This window comes from Nocardia sp. NPDC003482, from assembly GCF_053588115.1.
On sequence record NZ_JBSFPI010000002.1, the window covers coordinates 122,076 to 138,428 of the forward strand.

The 16,353-nt window shown below is 69.6% G+C and carries 15 protein-coding genes; 6 read left to right on the forward strand and 9 right to left on the reverse strand.

The window, feature by feature from the left end:
- Positions 1–842: 842 nt before the first annotated feature.
- The 6 genes from murJ to ACWDSJ_RS03760 all read left to right on the forward strand — a co-directional run bounded on the left by murJ (position 843) and on the right by ACWDSJ_RS03760 (position 9,167).
- A complete protein-coding gene (gene murJ / locus ACWDSJ_RS03735; protein ID WP_450029422.1) occupies positions 843–4,688 on the forward strand; it encodes a murein biosynthesis integral membrane protein MurJ in 3,846 nt (1,281 codons plus the stop codon).
- Between the two features lie 167 nt (positions 4,689–4,855).
- Positions 4,856–5,425, forward strand: coding sequence for an RNA polymerase sigma factor SigM (gene sigM, locus ACWDSJ_RS03740; protein WP_450029109.1), 570 nt, complete (start codon positions 4,856–4,858; stop codon positions 5,423–5,425).
- A 141-nt stretch (positions 5,426–5,566) separates the two neighbouring features.
- Positions 5,567–6,340, forward strand: a complete 774-nt coding sequence (locus ACWDSJ_RS03745; protein ID WP_450029110.1) for a hypothetical protein — start codon at positions 5,567–5,569, stop codon at positions 6,338–6,340.
- Positions 6,341–6,439: 99 nt separating this feature from the next.
- Positions 6,440–7,426, forward strand: coding sequence for a thioredoxin-disulfide reductase (gene trxB / locus ACWDSJ_RS03750; RefSeq protein WP_450029111.1), 987 nt, complete (start codon positions 6,440–6,442; stop codon positions 7,424–7,426).
- A gap of 46 nt (positions 7,427–7,472) precedes the next feature.
- Positions 7,473–7,799, forward strand: a complete 327-nt coding sequence (gene trxA / locus ACWDSJ_RS03755; protein ID WP_387358447.1) for a thioredoxin — start codon at positions 7,473–7,475, stop codon at positions 7,797–7,799.
- Positions 7,800–7,973: 174 nt separating this feature from the next.
- The gene (locus tag ACWDSJ_RS03760) at positions 7,974–9,167 is read left to right on the forward strand and encodes an N-acetylmuramoyl-L-alanine amidase (protein ID WP_387358449.1); all 1,194 of its coding nucleotides are present in this window, start codon (positions 7,974–7,976) and stop codon (positions 9,165–9,167) included.
- Between the two features lie 218 nt (positions 9,168–9,385).
- On the opposite strand, the gene ACWDSJ_RS03765 is transcribed toward ACWDSJ_RS03760, so the two are convergent.
- The 9 genes from ACWDSJ_RS03765 to rpmH form a co-directional block, all read right to left on the reverse strand.
- On the reverse strand, positions 9,386–10,123 hold the full coding sequence (locus ACWDSJ_RS03765; RefSeq protein ID WP_387358451.1) for a GNAT family N-acetyltransferase: 738 nt from the start codon (positions 10,121–10,123) through the stop codon (positions 9,386–9,388).
- A 184-nt stretch (positions 10,124–10,307) separates the two neighbouring features.
- Positions 10,308–11,315 carry a ParB/RepB/Spo0J family partition protein gene (locus ACWDSJ_RS03770; protein ID WP_387358453.1) on the reverse strand — a complete coding sequence of 336 codons (1,008 nt, stop codon included), beginning with the start codon at positions 11,313–11,315 and terminating at the stop codon, positions 10,308–10,310.
- Between the two features lie 4 nt (positions 11,316–11,319).
- Positions 11,320–12,282 (reverse strand): ParA family protein, encoded by a 963-nt coding sequence (locus ACWDSJ_RS03775; protein WP_387358456.1) that lies wholly within the window; start codon positions 12,280–12,282, stop codon positions 11,320–11,322.
- A gap of 443 nt (positions 12,283–12,725) precedes the next feature.
- Entirely contained in the window at positions 12,726–13,475 is a 750-nt protein-coding gene (gene rsmG / locus ACWDSJ_RS03780; protein WP_450029112.1) for a 16S rRNA (guanine(527)-N(7))-methyltransferase RsmG, read from the reverse strand.
- An 82-nt stretch (positions 13,476–13,557) separates the two neighbouring features.
- Positions 13,558–14,112, reverse strand: a complete 555-nt coding sequence (locus ACWDSJ_RS03785) for a Jag family protein (RefSeq protein WP_387358460.1) — start codon at positions 14,110–14,112, stop codon at positions 13,558–13,560.
- Positions 14,113–14,144: 32 nt separating this feature from the next.
- A complete protein-coding gene (gene yidC / locus ACWDSJ_RS03790; RefSeq protein ID WP_450029113.1) occupies positions 14,145–15,263 on the reverse strand; it encodes a membrane protein insertase YidC in 1,119 nt (372 codons plus the stop codon).
- A gap of 4 nt (positions 15,264–15,267) precedes the next feature.
- Entirely contained in the window at positions 15,268–15,606 is a 339-nt protein-coding gene (yidD, locus tag ACWDSJ_RS03795) for a membrane protein insertion efficiency factor YidD (protein WP_450029114.1), read from the reverse strand.
- The gene (rnpA, locus tag ACWDSJ_RS03800) at positions 15,603–16,004 is read right to left on the reverse strand and encodes a ribonuclease P protein component (RefSeq protein WP_450029115.1); all 402 of its coding nucleotides are present in this window, start codon (positions 16,002–16,004) and stop codon (positions 15,603–15,605) included. Before rnpA ends, yidD begins: the two co-directional genes overlap by 4 nt.
- Before the next feature lie 83 nt (positions 16,005–16,087).
- Positions 16,088–16,231, reverse strand: a complete 144-nt coding sequence (gene rpmH / locus ACWDSJ_RS03805) for a 50S ribosomal protein L34 (RefSeq protein WP_081706069.1) — start codon at positions 16,229–16,231, stop codon at positions 16,088–16,090.
- Positions 16,232–16,353 lie beyond the last annotated feature (122 nt).

The following is a 16,353-nucleotide window of genomic DNA, read 5'->3' on the forward strand; positions in this document are numbered from 1 at the left end:
ACGGCCCGCCGAACGACGGCCCCGGGCAGCCCCCGGGCCCGGCCCGCCGCCCGGCCGACGGCGGCACCCTGCGGCTCCCCCCGGACGGCGGCACCCTGCGCCTGCCCCCCGAGGAGTCGCCCCCGCCGGGCAGCGCGCCCACCCCCTCCGACCAGCCCGGCACCTTCCGGCCCAGGCCCGAGCAGGCGTTCGGCGAGAACCCGAACCGAAGGCCCGCCCCCGGACGGCCCGTGAACGGCGGCGAGGGCGGGCGACCGGGCCACACCCCGCCGAACGACCTCCCACGCCGAGTCCCCCCGGCCGCGCCGAACCCCGCACCGCCCATCGGTCAGGGGCCGCCGAACGACCTCCCGCGGCACCTGCCCACAGCCGGGCCGCCCGGCACGGCACCCCGGCGGCCCCTGCCCGACGGCCGCCCCCTGCCCGGCGCGGCGCCCCGGGGGGCCGAGCGTCCCGCGCCGCCCGATGACGCGCCCAGGCGGCCGCTGCCCGATGTCGAGATACCGGGCGCGGCCCGGCGCGGGCACCGGAACGAGGCGTCGCCCGACGAGTTGGGGTGGAAGCCCTCCATTCACGGACCCCGGCCGGGACCGCCGAGGGGGATGCCCGAGGACGAGCAGCCGCCCGTTCGAGGGCCGCGCGGTCGGATCGCACCGCCGAGTGGGCCGATGCGCCAGGTGCCCCCGGGCGGTGTGCCCGAGGACGGCCCCGGTCGTCGGCAGCCGCCGCGTGGCGCTCCCGCCGGACGCAGGCCGATGCCGCCGCCCGGATACCCGGCCGGGCCGCCGAGCGGACCGGAACAGCGCGTTCCGGTGCGGCGACCCCGACCCGAGGTGCGGCCGTTGACGCGGCCCGCGGACCGGGCACCCGACCGACCCCCGCGGACCGCGCAGCAGGTGGCGATCCGGACCGAGGAGCCCCCGCAGTCGGCGAACTCGCGCCTGCTCAGCGCGTCGGGATCGATCGCCATCGCGACCCTGATGAGCCGGGTGACGGGCTTCGGGAAACAGCTGCTGCTGCTGACCGTGCTGGGCCCGGCGATCGCGAGCGCGTTCACCGTCGCCAGCCAGATCCCGACCATGGTCGAACAGCTGGTCCTCGGCGCGGTGCTGACCGCCTTCGTCGTCCCGACCCTGGTCCGGGCGGAGAAGGAGGACCCCGACGGTGGCCGGGCCTTCGTCCGGCGACTGGTCACCACGGCCTTCGCGATCCTGGCGGCGGCCGCGCTGCTGTGTACCGCGGCCGCGCCGCTGATGACCAGGTACCTCTTCCTGTCCGACGGCGGCAAGGTGAGCACCGGACTCGCGACCGCGCTCGCCTTCCTGCTGGTCCCGGCGATCCTGTTCTACGGCATGTCGTCGCTGCTGATGGCGATCCTGAACACGCACGAGATCTTCAAACCGGGCGCGTGGGCGCCCGTGCTGAACAACCTCGTGGTGCTCGCCGTCCTCGGCCTGTACGCGCTGACCCCGGGGGAGATCTCCCTCGACCCGGTCCGGATGGGCCAGCCGAAACTGCTCATCCTCGGCCTCGGCGTGACGCTGGGCGTGCTCGTGCAGGTCGTCAGCCTGCTCCCGGCCATCCGGCGCGCGGGTATCGACCTGCGCCCGCTGTGGGGGGTCGACGAGCGGCTCAAGCAGTTCGGCGGGATGGGCGCGGCGGTCATCCTCTACGTCGCGATCAGCCAGGCGGGCTTCGTCTTCGGCACCCGGGTGTCCTCGCACGCCGACGTCGCGGGCCCGGCGATCTACCAGAACGCCTGGCTGCTGCTGCAATTGCCGTACGGCGTGCTCGGCGTGACGCTGCTGACCGCGATCATGCCCCGGCTCAGCCGCAACGCCGCCGCCGACGACACGCCCGCGGTGGTCGACGATCTCTCCGTCGCCACCCGGCTCACCATGATCGCGTTCGTCCCGGTGGTCACCTTCCTGACCGTCGCCGGACCGCAGATCGGCACGGCCCTGTACGGCTACGGCAACTTCGGTCACGGCGACGCCGGACGGCTCGGCGAGGCGATCAGCTGGTCGGCCTTCACCCTGATCCCGTACGCGCTGGTGCTGATCCACCTGCGCGTGTTCTACGCCCGCGAACAGGCGTGGACGCCGACCTGGATCATCCTCGGCATCACCGCGGTGAAGATCGTGCTCTCGGCGCTGGCCCCGGTGCTGGTCTCCGACGACCACGTGGTGATCGCGCTGGGCGTGGCCAACGGCCTCGGCTTCGTGGCGGGCGCGATCATCGGCGGCTGGCTGCTGCACCGCAGCCTCGGCGATCTGCGGATGGCCAATGTCGGCCGCACGGTGACGCGCGTGGTGCTGGCCTCGGTCGCGGGCGCGGCGGTCACGCTGATCGTCGAGCAGGTCCTCGGGCTGTCCCGGCTGCACAGCAGCGTGGGTTCGATCTTCCGCGTGGGCGTCGACGCCATCGTGCTGTTCGGCGTCGCGTTCGGCCTGATGCGCCTGGCGGGCATCCCGGAGGTCGTCGCCCTGACCGTCTCGATCTCGCGGCGGCTCGGAATCACCCCGCCCGCACCGGATCTCGGCCTGGACGACGAGCACGGTGTCGACGCCGAGGCCACGATGGTGCTGCCGCGGCCCGAGCTCGACACCCCCTACTACTACCGGTACGACCCGTACATGGACGCACAGACCATGGTCCTACCGGTCATCCGACCCGGTACGGTTGACCGCCCCGGTACGGGCGAGTTCCCGTACCCTGTTCGGCAGAGAAATGCAAATACCGGTGTCGGCTCTCGCGAGGATGTCCAGACTGGTAGGAGCGCGGAGACGACCTTCGGCCGGACCGGTGACGAACCGGGTGCCGTGCCGCCGAATCGGACTTCGATGAACCAGGGCGAAGGAGGAACTCAGGTGAGCGACGACGCGGCGGGGGGCGTCCCGGCCGCCGACGCTGCCGGCCAGGCAGCGGGTTCAGTCCGCACCGACGACGTCCCGCCCGAACAGGCGCAACCGGCCGATGGGGCCGAGCGCGATCCGGGGGACGACGGCGATCAGCAGGCGGAGCGGGCCGATTCGGCCGCGCCCGCCGGACCGGACCGACCGGCGCGCGATCAGACCTACGACACCGGCATGCTGCCGGTCGCGTCGCCGGAGATGCCGCCGATGCGGGTCGAACCGCCGATCAAGCGAACCCCGCGCGGCCCCAAGCTGATTCCGGGCGCGTCGGTGGCGGGCGGGCGGTATCGGCTGCTGGCCGGGCACGGCGGCGCCCGCGGCCTGAAGTTCTGGCAGGCGCTGGACGTGAAGCTCGACCGTGAGGTCGCCCTGACCTTCGTCGACGCCGATCAGAAGGCCACCGACAACGCGGGACACGATGGGCCGCAAGCGATCCTGTCGCGCACCCTGCGCCTGGGCCGGATCAACTCGCCCGGTCTGGCGCGCGTGCTCGACGTCGTGCGCGGCAGTTCCGGCGGCATCGTGGTGGCCGAGTGGACCCCGGGCCGTTCGCTGCGCGAGATGGCCGAGACCGTGCCGTCCCCGATCGGCGCCGCGCGCGCGATCCGGGCCCTGGCCGCGGCGGCCGAACTGGCCCATCGCGGCGGCGGTTCGCTGTCGATCGACCACCCCGACCGGATCCGGATCAGCGCCTCCGGCGACGCGGTGCTCGCCTTCCCGGGCACCCTGTCCGATTCGGACGCGCAATCGGATGTGCGCGGCCTCGGCGCGATGCTGTACGCGCTGATCACCGCGCAGTGGCCGATCCGGGCGGGCGGCGTGACCGGTTCCGCGGCCACGGTCGGCGGGCTGCGTCCGGCCGATTTCGGTCCGGACGGCTCCCCGGTCGAGCCGCGGCAGATCCGTCCGGAGGTCCCGTTCGAGATCTCCGCGGTCGCGGTGCGCTCGCTCGAGTCCGACAAGGGCGTCCGCACCGCCGCGACCGTGCAGCACGTGCTGGAACAGGCGTCGGTCGTCGATCAGAAGACCGATTTCATCCCGGTGCTGCGGCTCGGCCAGCGGGCCCAGTCCGCGCCGGACGAGACCCTCGCCGATCCGGAACTGCTCGCGGCGGAACGCGAACGCTCGCAACGCATGATGTGGATGCTGGTCGGTCTCGGGGTGCTCGCCGCCCTGGTCGTGGGCGTCATCATCTGGTGGCTGTTGAGCATCTTCGCGCCCGACAACGCCACCGCGCCGCTGGACGAACAGCGCAAACTCGGCCTCACCACGGCCAATGTGGCGCCGCAGAACCCGGTGGCCGGTCCCTCGGCCGCCGCGCCCGTGCCGGGCGGCACGCCGATCCCGGTCACCGCGGTCTCGGTGTTCTCCCCCGAGGGAACCCCCGACGGCCCGAGCGCGATCAACGCGGTCAAGGACGGCGATCCGGCCACGGTCTGGCGCACCGACCAGTACTTCCAGCAGTTCCCCGCGCTCAAGAAGGGCGTGGGGATCATGTCGACCCTGGGCAGCCCCAGCAAGCTGACCAAGGTCACGATCACCTCACCGACCCCCGGCACGGTGGTCGAGGTCCGCACCTCGCCCACCGCCGCGCCCACCTTGGACCAGACCCAGCTCGTCGGCCAGGCCACCCTGGGCGACGGCAACACCGACATCGCCGTGCGGGCCGATCAACCGGCCCGCTACGTCCTGGTCTGGATCACCGCCCTGGCCAACAACGGCGGCCAGTTCCAGACCTCGATCGGCGAGATCCACTTCGAAGCCGCGCCCTGATCATTCTGGTTGCTCCCGCTTCGACCCGGCCGATATGATGCTCAGCGCGCTCTCAGCATGGGGAGCTTCCTGGGATCTGGTGCTTCGGTCCTGGATGACGCGAAAGAAGTGGCGAGGTTCCGGCGTGCCCGGGTCGCCGCCGTGAGCGCTGATCCTAGGGGTATGTGTTGTCGTTTGATGCGGACGAGCTCAGCGATCGCCGACTGCTCGACGCGCACGTCGCCGGTGACCGGCACGCCTTCGCCGTCTTGTTCCGCCGCCACTACGACCATCTCTGGCAGCTCGCGCTGCGCACCTCCTACACCCCCGAGGATGCCGCGGATTCGCTCCAGGACGCGTTGCTGTCCGCGCACCGCAATGCCGCGAACTTCCGGGGCGAGGCCGAGGTGCGTAGCTGGCTGCACCGGATCGTGGTGAACGCGTGCCTGGATCGCATCCGCCGCAACAAGTCCCGGCCCAGCGTGTCGCTGTCGGAGGAGAGCGTGGCCGAACCGGCCGTCGAGCGCGACGACATCGCGAATCGCGAGGTGACGCTGGTCGTCGACGCCGCCCTGTTCAGTCTGCCCGCGGATCAGCGCGCGGCGTTGGTGGCCATCGACATGGAGGGGTATACGGTAGCGGAGGCGGCGCGGTTGCTGGGCGTCGCCGAGGGGACGATCAAGAGCCGATGTGCCCGAGGCCGCAAACGTTTGCAGCAGGAACTGGGATTCCTGCGATCCCCTGGGAACCGGATGTAATCGAGATGCGTCATTACTAGAGACGGACGAAAACAGGCGTCGAGGCCCGATCCCGGAGAGGCGATGGACGACAACGGCGAAGCCACCGCACGGCGGCGCCGGCCCGGGACGCGGGGTGGCGAACAGGACTCAGGAGGCGCGATGGCAGCCCGCTCGGCGCCGCGCCCGCCCTTCGCCACGGATCTGCTGGCCGACCTGCACGCCGACAACCTGCCGCCCGATCTCGCCGAACAGCTCTGGCCCGCCGTCCGCGAGGATCCCGACGCCCAGAGCTTCCTGCGCGACCTCGACGAGGTGAGCGGCGGCCTGCGCATGCTCGCCGACGAACCGCGGATCCTGCATCCCATGCCCGCCCACGTCGGCGCTCGCCTGGACCGGCTGCTCGACGACCTGTCCGGCGACGACGGCCGGTGCGAGAGCGCCCCGCCGACCCGCCCGATGCCGGTGGCCGACCCCGAACCCGCCGACGAACCCGTCTCCCTCGACCGGTACCGGTCCCGTCGACTGCGCTGGCTCACCGCGGCGGCCGCGGCGGCCGCCGTGATCGCCGGATCCGTGGTCGCCGTCACCGCCCTGCGCGGCGGCGGCGACGAGGCCCCGCCGAAAGCCTTGCCGGACAAGCCGACTCCCACGCTCGGCATCGCGGACGACCCGTCCACCGGCACGATGCTGAGCGCGATGGGCCGCAACGACGTGACCGGACCGCTGGCCGCACCCGGCGCGCTCACCGGCTGCGCGGCCGCGATTCTGCCCGGCCGCCAGGTGCTCGGCTCGATGGATGTGATCTTCGCCAACCGCCCCGCGGTCCTCATCCTGCTCACCGGCCCGCGCCCGCCGCAGATCACCGCGCTGGTGGTCGGAACCGACTGCACCGCAAACGATCCCCGACCCCTCCGGCAACAGGACATCGGCTAGCCGCGCGCCCCGGGAAACCGAGCCGTGAGCCGTGGGAACAACAGCGTTTACCCTGTTGTTGACCGACTTGCCAGTTGACGAACTCCTCGGAAGGGCCCCATGAGCACGCCTGTACGCGATCTGATCATCGTCGGCTCCGGCCCCGCGGGCTATACCGCCGCCGTGTACGCCGCCCGGGCCGAACTCGAGCCGTTGCTGTTCGAGGGCACCCAATTCGGTGGCGCGCTGATGACGACGACCGAGGTGGAGAACTTCCCCGGCTTCCGCGACGGCATCATGGGCCCGGACCTCATGGAGGAGATGCGCGAGCAGGCCAAGCGTTTCGGCGCCGACATCCGCACCGAGGACGTCGAGGCCATCGACCTGTCGGGTCCGATCAAGTCGGTCACCGTCGGCGGCGAGACCCACCGGGCCTACGCGATCATTCTCGCGATGGGTTCGGCCGCACGCTATCTCAACGTTCCCGGCGAGCAGCGCCTGCTCGGCCGCGGCGTCAGCGCGTGCGCCACCTGCGACGGCTTCTTCTTCAAGGGGCAGGACATCGTGGTTGTCGGCGGCGGCGATTCGGCGATGGAGGAGGCGACCTTCCTCACCAAGTTCGCGTCGTCGGTCACCATCGTGCACCGCCGCGAGGAGTTCCGCGCCTCGCGCATCATGCTCGAGCGCGCCAAGGCCAACGAGAAGATCCGTTTCCGGCTCAACGCCGAGGTCGTCGAGGTGCACGGCGAGAACGCCGTCACCGCACTGACTTTGCGCGACACCCGCACCGGCGAGACCTCGGAGCTGGCCGCGACCGGTCTGTTCGTCGCGATCGGCCACGACCCGCGCAGCGAATTGGTGCGCGGCCAGGTCGATCTCGACGACGAGGGCTATGTGCTGGTCAAGGATCCGACGACCGCGACCTCGGTCGACGGCGTCTTCGCCGCGGGCGATCTGGTCGACCACACCTACCGCCAGGCCATCACCGCCGCGGGCACCGGGTGCCGCTCGGCCATCGACGCCGAGCACTGGCTCGCCGCGAAGGGCGACATCACCAGCAACACCCTCGACCACGCCGGCGAGCCGGTGGAAGTCTCCGCCAACTGATTCACTCGCACCCGTTGCGGTGCAACGCCTTTCGAGGAGCACAATCATGTCCGACGCCACCAAGACCGTCACCGACGCCACCTTCGCCCAGGACGTATTGGCCAGCGACAAGCCGGTTCTCGTCGACTTCTGGGCCGATTGGTGCGGACCCTGCAAGATGGTCGCCCCGGTGTTGGAGGAGATCGCCGCCGCGCACGCCGACAAGTTGACCGTCGCCAAGCTCGACGCCGACGCCAACCCGACCACCTCGCGCGATTACGGCGTGCTCGCCCTGCCCACGATGATCCTGTTCTCGGGCGGCAAGGAGGCCAAGCGGATCGTCGGCGCCAAGGGCAAGGCCGCGCTGCTGCGCGAACTCGAGGGCATCATCTGACCGTTCCCCGCCGGGCACCGAGTAGTATTTCGGCGCCGAGTACGATCCTGGGGACTCGGAATTGCCGAAATCCGGTCCGGGTCTGAGACAATCGACCGACGCACCGGTCGTGCGAGGGTGTGAGCCGTCGCATGAGTGGGTACCCGGTTTGGCGGAAGGAAAGGGCTCTCACGCATGCACCGACTTCGTCACGGCGATACCGGTCCAGCCGTCGCTGAGGTTCGGAGCACCCTGGCAAGTCTCGGATTCCTGCTCGCGCGCCCGCACGCGGCCGAATCGGCCGACGGGCAGTACTGGAAGGATTCCGAGGCCGTCTTCGATCACGATCTCGACTCCGCGGTGCGCGCGTTCCAGCAGCACCGCGGCCTGCTCGTGGACGGCGTGGTCGGACCGGCCACCTATCGCGCGCTCAAGGAGGCGTCCTATCGGCTGGGCGCCCGCACCCTGATCTATCAGCTGTCGGCGCCGCTGTACGGCGACGATGTCGCGAGTCTGCAACGGCGCCTCCAGGATCTGGGGTACTACGTCCATCGCGTGGACGGCTACTTCGGGCCGCACACCCACGACGCGCTCACCGCGTTCCAGCGCGAGATCGGCCTGTCCGCCGACGGCATCTGCGGGCCGGACACGCTGCGCTCGCTGGAACAGCTGGGCGCGCGGGTCACCGGCGGCAATCCGCACCGGATCGCGGAGGAGGAGGTCGTGCACCGGGCGGGCCCGCAGCTCACCGGCAAGCGCATCGTGATCGATCCGGGTCTGGGCGGTCCGGACAAGGGTTTCGCCGTGCCCACCGAATTCGGCGATATGTACGAGTCGGAGATCCTCTGGGATCTGGCCAGTCGGCTCGAGGGCCGGATGGCCGCCACCGGGATGGAGACCTTCCTCTCCCGGCCGTGGGGCGCCAATCCCACCGACGCCGAACGCGCCGAGACCTCCAACACCTTCGACGCCGATCTGATGATCTCGCTGCGCTGCGCGACCAATCCGAGCTCGCTCGCCAGCGGCGTCGCCAGCTTCCACTTCGGCAACTCGCACGGGTCGGTCTCCATGATCGGCCAGGTGCTCGCGGGCTTCATCCAGCGCGAGATCGTGGCCCGAACCTCGTTGCAGGACTGCCGGACCCACTCCCGGACGTGGGACCTGTTGCGGCTGACCAAGATGCCGACCGTTCAGGTCGACATCGGTTATCTCACCAACGATTACGACGCCTCGGTGCTCACCAACCCGCGCATGCGCGACGTCATCGCCGAGGCCATCCTCATCTCGGTCAAGCGTCTCTATCTCCTGGGCCAGGACGATCAGCCCACCGGCACCTACACCTTCGCCGAACTGCTCGCCGAGGAGTTGGCCGCCGCCGATCGAATCTGAGCGCGCGACAGCATCATTCGCCGATCCGGCCGGTCCCCAGCGGACCGGCCGTTTTCATTGTGGGCAGCGCCCTGACCTGCCCGTTCTCCTGCCCACCCGGCCCCTGCCCGGGCCCGCCGCTGCCCGTCCTGCCCACCGCACCGCCCCGTGCCCGGGGCAATCCCGGGCACGTCGAGCGCAGCCTCAGCGCGTCCTGCCCATCGCCTGCCCGGGTCGGCTCAGAACGATCCCACCCGGGTGGGCGCGGTCATGGACGCCGCCGCGAGCAGTTGGTCGAGGGCGCGCTCGACGTCCTCCTTCCAGAGGTGATCGCTGTCGAGTTCCAGGCGCAGGCGCGGGAAACGGTGATGCGAGGCCACCACTTTGAAGCCGACGTCCTCGAGGAAGTCGGCGTCGATCATGCAGGTCTCGGGGGAGCAGGAGTCGGTGTGCCGGCGCGGGGCCGACGGGACGCCGAAGGCCGGGGTATCGATGCGCTCGAGGAACATCATCGAACTCACCGCGCGGGTGGGCAGCATGGTCGTCGACGGATCCTTGCGCAGCCCGAACGCCTCGATGGCCCGCACGCCGCGGCGCACCAGATCGGCCACCACGGCCTGAATCAGCCGATTGCCCACATCGGTGTCCTGATACGGGGATTCGGTGCGGAGCGTGGTCAGCAGGACCGCGTCCGGGCTCACCGGCGAGGTGGGGAAGAGGGTCGCGCGGGGCACGGCGCTCGGGGGAGCGTACAGCGCGCAGCCGACCGGCTGGTCGTAGGCCAACGCGATCTGGCCGCACGAACCCCACTCGAGCATGACCGTGGACAGCCATGCCTCCTTCTCGAACACGGGATCGCTGAAGGCGCGCGAATCCTCCGCCACGGCCGGATCGATCTCCCAGAAAACACACCGGCGGGCGTGGGCGGGGAGTTTGTCCAACCCGCCGAGGGTAAGTGCGGTCACGCTGGTCGACACTGCTCTGCTCAGCCTCCAGCTGTCTGATTCATCCACGCTCACGCCGCATCAACATCTGCTCGCCAGCAAGAATAAGCGATCAACGCGAACCGCCTCATTTCCCATCTGCTGTTCTTCAGGATCGCGACAGGGGGCATCGTCACAGTGACGTTTCGCCCCCAGGTCGGTGGTCAGGTCCGAAACGCTACCGGTTCGGGTCCATCAGGGTGACGATGCGTTCCAGATCGGCGATATCACCGAACTCGATGACGATCTTGCCCTTCTTCTGCCCCGCGCTGATCGCCACGCGGGTATCGAACGAGTTGGCCAGCCGTTCGGCCAGCCGGTCGATGCCGGGGGCCTGAATGGGCTTGCGCTTGGCGGGCTTCGGCTTGTCGCCGTCCCCGTCCTCGGGATACTTGTTGGCCAGCAGCACGGCCTCCTCGGTGCTGCGCACCGAAAGCCCCTCGGCCACAATCCGTTCGGCGAGCTTGATCTGCGCCTCCGCACCGGCCTCCAGGCCGAGCAGGGCGCGCGCGTGGCCCGCGGACAGCACGCCGCTGGCGACGCGCCCCTGCAACTCGACCGGAAGTTTCAGCAGCCGAATCATATTGGTGATGAAGGGCCGCGACCGCCCGATCCGCGTGGCGAGTTCCTCGTGGGTGACATCGAACTCCTCCAGCAGCTGCTGATACGCCGCCCCCTCTTCGAGGGGATTCAGCTGCACCCGGTGGATGTTCTCCAGCAGGGCGTCGCGCAGCATCGCCCCGTCCTCGGTCTCCCGGACGATGGCCGGAATGGTTTCCAGCCCGGCCTTCTGGCAGGCGCGCCACCGCCGCTCGCCCATGACGAGCTGATAGCGGGGAGTGGGGGAGGACTCGAGTTGGCGAACCACGATCGGCTGCATGAGGCCGAATTCGCGGATGGAGTGGACCAATTCGTCGAGCGCCTCGGGGTCGAAATGACTGCGCGGCTGCTTGGGATTCGGTTCGATCTGATCGGCGGGAACCTCCCGGTACACCGCACCGGCATCCGATTCCGCACTCGGATCGGGCACCCGATGCAGATACGCCTCGGCCGGATGCGGACCGATCGGGTCGAGGCCGATCACCGCGTTGGCCGCGGCGCTGCCGAGACCCTGTACCTCGGCCGGTCCGGTCGGAATCAGCGCCGCCAGACCGCGCCCTAGTCCACCCTTCTTCGCCTGACTCATAGACTCACCGGCCCCTTTCCTCGTTCACACCACTCGCCGCACGCACGGGTACGGATCGGGCCGCGATCTCCCGACCCGCGTCCAGGTAACTCATCGCACCGCGCGAACCCGGATCGTAGTCGAGCACGGTCATTCCGTAACCCGGCGCCTCGGACACCTTCACACTGCGCGGGATCACCGAGCGCAGCACCACATCGCCGAAGTGCGCGCGCACCTCGTCGGCGACCTGATCGGCCAGCTTGGTCCGTCCGTCGTACATCGTGAGGACGACCGTCGACACATGCAGTTCCGGATTCAGATGTGCCTGCACCAGACCGATATTGCGGAGCAGCTGACCCACGCCCTCCAGCGCGTAGTACTCGCACTGGATCGGGATCAGCACCTCCTTGGCCGCCACCAACGCGTTCACGGTGAGCAGGCCGAGCGAGGGCGGGCAGTCGATCATGACGTAGTCGATGTCGTAGCCCGCGATATTGGCTTCCTGAATGGCCGCCTTGAGGCGACCCTCGCGGGCCACCATCGACACCAATTCGATTTCGGCGCCGGCCAAGTCGATGGTCGCCGGGATGCACAGCAGCCGCTCGTTGTGCGGACTCCGCTGGATCGCGTCCTGGACCGAGATCTCGCCGATGAGGAGTTCGTAACTGGAGGGCACGCCCGAGTGGTGTTCGACGCCGAGCGCCGTGCTGGCATTGCCCTGCGGGTCGAGATCGATGACGAGCACTGTCATGCCCTGAAGGGCGAGCGCGGCCGCGAGATTGACCGCGGTCGTGGTCTTTCCGACGCCGCCCTTCTGATTGGCGATCGTGATGATGCGCTGCTCGTGCGGCTTGGGGACGGACATGGAGCCGGGGTGCAACACCTGACTCGCGCGCTGAGCTTCCGCGGCGATCGGCGTCTCGGCGGGGGAGATATTTCCGAAGGGCGTGCGGGCCAGTTCATCCAATTCGACGCTCCCGTCCAGCATTCCGGGCACCCGCGACGTTGTTTCCCGTGAAACATTCGCCGGACCTTTAGACATACAGGCTCCTAACCCCGAGAACTTCAGACACGCGCTCAGACAGCCTCAGCGCCGCATGAGCTCGAACAAGCGGAGCGCGGGTGCAATCTGACGAGCCTGTCGGACACCGCGAATCTGCGCTCACGCTCGACGACAACAAGCTTGCCAGTACCGGACACAATACGGAAGTTGAACCGCGGCAATCCTTCTACGACACGCGCAGAATCACCACGAATCGCCGTTCGCGCGGCGATGTTTCATGTGAAACAGGGGAAGGGGAGGACCCGAGCAGAAGGTCACGTGACGGTTCGGGCATCCAGGGGAGGGGAGGGGCGGTCCTTGTTTCCCGTGAAACATGCCGGGCGGCAACCACACTCCCGCCTCGATGTTTCACGGGAAACAGCGACCGTTCACGACTTGCGCCCGCGTCGAGTCGTCTTGCGCCCCGGCCGCTCCGACCGCGGCAGCCGCTCGACGCTCAGCACGACGGTCGCCGGAGACACGATCCCCACACCGCACTCCAGCACCTGCGCGTTGCCACCGCCCGCCCGCGCGAGATCGGCCTGATCCCGCTCCAATTCCTCGGCGGCACTGGACCCCTTGAGCGCGAGCATCCGCCCGTGGTCGTGGACGAGCGGGAGCGACCATTTGGCGAGTTTACCGAGCGGCGCGACCGCCCGGGAGGTGACCACATCCGCGCCGCCCGCCTCCTTACGCACATCCGGCTGTTCGGCGCGCCCGCGCACGACCGTGACCTCGAGGCCGACCGCCTCGATGAACTCGGCCAGGAAGATGGTGCGCCGCAACAGCGGTTCGACGAGCGTGATCCGGAGATCGGGTCGCGCGATGGCGAGCGGGATGCCCGGCAGCCCGGCGCCGCTGCCGATATCGACGACGGCGGCGCCGGACGGAATCAGCTCGCCCACCACCGCACAGTTCAGAATGTGGCGCTCCCACAGTCGCGGGATCTCGCGCGGACCGATCAGTCCGCGTTCCACCCCGGCGGTGGCGAGGACGGCGTGATAGCGCTCCGCCAGCGGGAGTCGCTCCCCGAAGACCCGCGTCGCGACGGGCGGCGGCTCGACCGCGGCGACCGCGTCGGACGGTTCGGGGGAGTGGTCTGGGTTCGTCGCACCGGGGTCTCGTTCCACGTGAAACATCCTTCCGGACTCGCTGCCAGGGACAAACGTAGGGCCCCCGGTTCGCCGAACCGGGGGCCCTACAGCCGAATTCGCCCGAGCGTCAGGCGGGGAGCACGACCACGTGCCGATTGGGCTCGACGCCCTCGCTCTCGCTGACGACGCCCTCGACGGCCGCCACCGCGTCGTGCACGATCTTGCGCTCGAACGGGGTCATGGGCGACAACGCCTCGCGCTGCCCCGATTCCAGCACGCGCCGGGCGGTCTCGGTGCCGAGCGTGCTCAGCTCCGAACGGCGATTGGCCCGCCAGCCCGCGACATCGAGCATCAGACGACTGCGCACCCCGGTCGCCTGCTGCACGGCGAGCCGGGTCAGTTCCTGCAACGCGTCCAGGACCTCGCCGCGTCGGCCGACCAACTTCGACAGATCGCGACCGCCGTCGATGCTGACCACCGCGCGATCGCCCTCGACATCGAGGTCGATATCGCCGTCGAAGTCGAGCACGTCGAGCAGCTGCTCGAGGTAGTCACCGGCGATCTCGCCCTCCTCGATGAGCGCCTCTTCGCTGTCGCTCACGTCGTCGTCGGTGGTCTCCGGCTCGGTGTCCGCGATCGTCGTCGCCACGGTGGCGTCCCCTCCGTCGGTCTCAACAGTCATTGTCGTTTCCTCAATCCGCATCGTCGCCTCGTCTAACGACGCTTCTTCTGATTGGCGCGGCCTCGGTTCCCCGATCGTTTCCGGTTGCCCTGCGCGTTCGATTTACCGGAGGACGCGCCCGCCTTGCCCGCGGGCTTGGCCGTTCCGTTCTGGCCGGTTCCGTTCGGCGACGGTTCGGCGGGCGCCTCGTCGACGGGCGCCGCCTCGACGGCCTGCTGCTTCTTCTTCGGATCGACCGGCTTCGCACCGGGTTTCGGGGCATTGGCGGCGCGGCGCTGGAGGGCCTCCTGCTTCTTCGCCTCTTCCTCCTTCTCGATCCGGCCGAACACCAGATGCTGCTGCCCGTAGGTCCAGATGTTGTTCGACACCCAGTAGAGGAGGATCGCGATCGGCAGGAACGGGCCGCCGACGATGACGCCGAGCGGGAAGACCCACAGGGCCATCTTGTTCATGATCGCGGCCTGCGGGTTGGCGGCCGCCTCGGCGCTCTGCCGCGCGACCGACGCGCGCGCGTTGAAGTGGGTGGCCAGACCGGCGATGATCATCAGCGGAATCGATACCGCGGCGATGCTCGCGACGTGCGGGATGCCGCCGTAGTCGGCGAACGCCTTCAGCTGTTCCCCGGGCGTGGTGATGGCCGCCGAGATGGGCGCCCCGAAGATGCGGGCCCGCAGGAACGACTGCACGTCGTCGGCGTTGAAGACGTAGTTGGGAGTATTGGCGTTCTGCGCCGCGGTCATGCCGCCGCTGTGACCGAAGCCGCCGAGTCCGCCGCTGCCGACCCGGTTGAACGAGCGCAGCACGTGATACAGACCGATGAAGACCGGCACCTGCGCCAGCACGGGCAGACAGCCCATGAGCGGATTGAAGCCGTGTTCCTTCTGCAGCTTCTGCATCTCGAGCGCCATCTTCTGGCGATCGTTGCTGTACTTCTTCTGCAGGGCCTTGATCTGCGGCTGCAATTCCTGCATCTGCCGCGTGGTGCGGACCTGCCGCACGAACGGCTTGTACAGCACCAACCGCAGCGTGAAGACCAGGAACACCACGGCCAGCGCCCAGGCGAGACCGTTGTCCTTGCCCAGCGCGAACCCGAACACCCGGTGCCAGAACCACAGGATCCAGGACACCGGATAGTAGATGAAATCGAGCACGGCTCTATGTACTCCCGTCCGTCGTATCGCCGGTCACCGCGGGCGGCGACCCTTTCCAAGGCTTGTGTGCGGCCGCGTGCCCGCGTCCGTGCCCGTCCGTTCGCTTCGGGGGAACGGGGTCCCACCCACCAGGGTGCCAGGGAGCGCATTTGGCCAGGCGCACGACCGTCAGCCCGAGGCCGACGAACAGGCCCCGGGTGCGCAGCGCGGTGACCGCGTACTCGCTACAGGTGGGGGTGAATCGGCACACCGGCATGCGCGTGGGGGAGACGTAGGTCCGGTAGAGCTCGATGAGGAAGATCAGCGCGCGGGCGGGCAGCCGGGTCAGCGTGCGCGGCTTCATGAGGTCCCGCCGGACTCCGGTGTGGCCGAAACCGGCTCGGCCACAGCGACATTCGGGACCAGCTTGCGCAACGCGCCACGCAGCTGCCGCTCCAGATCGGCGGCGGGGGCGTGCGCCGCACCGGGAAGCGCGCGAATCACGACGTCCGCCTCCTCGGGTAACTCATCGATGAGTGGGCCGCACATATGACGCAGGCGGCGGGCGACCCGGTGACGAATCACCGCGTTGCCCACCGCCTTGCTGACGATCAATCCGAACCGCGGTCCGCCGAACCGGACGGGCACGTCGCTCGCGAGCAGTACGTGCACGACAAGGTCACGCCTCCCGAGTCGCCGGCCGTGCCGCACCGTCCGGGAGAAATCGGAACGATGATGCAGCCGATACGGCTCAGGCAACACCCGAGTGTCCGAGCGCGTAACGGGAGCGTGGTAGCGGACCGTACGGCGAATCGGTCATGACGCCGAACCCGGTGCCGACGGGATCAGGCCGTGAGCGCGGCGCGACCCTTGCGACGGCGCGCCGAGACGATCGCGCGGCCCGCACGGGTGCGCATCCGGAGACGGAACCCGTGCACCCGCGCCCGACGACGGTTGTTCGGCTGGAACGTCCGCTTGCCCTTGGCCACGGTCGACACTCCTCGAGTTGGTGAGCGCCCGGCGGCGCTCGAAGCTTGTGGTGTAACTGGCGCGCGAGGAACGAACTCGCCCGCGCAACCCCCATCGCGGACGGGCAGCAGGCAGCCGCCAC

Coding starts and splice junctions, on each gene's coding strand:
- ACWDSJ_RS03745 (WP_450029110.1), top strand. CDS start 5,567: ATGGCAGCCCGCTCGGCGCCGCGCCCGCCCTTCGCCACGGATCTGCTG.
- trxB (WP_450029111.1), top strand. CDS start 6,440: ATGAGCACGCCTGTACGCGATCTGATCATCGTCGGCTCCGGCCCCGCG.
- trxA (WP_387358447.1), top strand. CDS start 7,473: ATGTCCGACGCCACCAAGACCGTCACCGACGCCACCTTCGCCCAGGAC.
- ACWDSJ_RS03760 (WP_387358449.1), top strand. CDS start 7,974: ATGCACCGACTTCGTCACGGCGATACCGGTCCAGCCGTCGCTGAGGTT.
- ACWDSJ_RS03770 (WP_387358453.1), bottom strand. CDS start 11,315: ATGAGTCAGGCGAAGAAGGGTGGACTAGGGCGCGGTCTGGCGGCGCTG.
- ACWDSJ_RS03775 (WP_387358456.1), bottom strand. CDS start 12,282: ATGCTGGACGGGAGCGTCGAATTGGATGAACTGGCCCGCACGCCCTTC.
- rsmG (WP_450029112.1), bottom strand. CDS start 13,475: ATGTTTCACGTGGAACGAGACCCCGGTGCGACGAACCCAGACCACTCC.
- ACWDSJ_RS03785 (WP_387358460.1), bottom strand. CDS start 14,112: ATGACTGTTGAGACCGACGGAGGGGACGCCACCGTGGCGACGACGATC.
- yidD (WP_450029114.1), bottom strand. CDS start 15,606: ATGAAGCCGCGCACGCTGACCCGGCTGCCCGCCCGCGCGCTGATCTTC.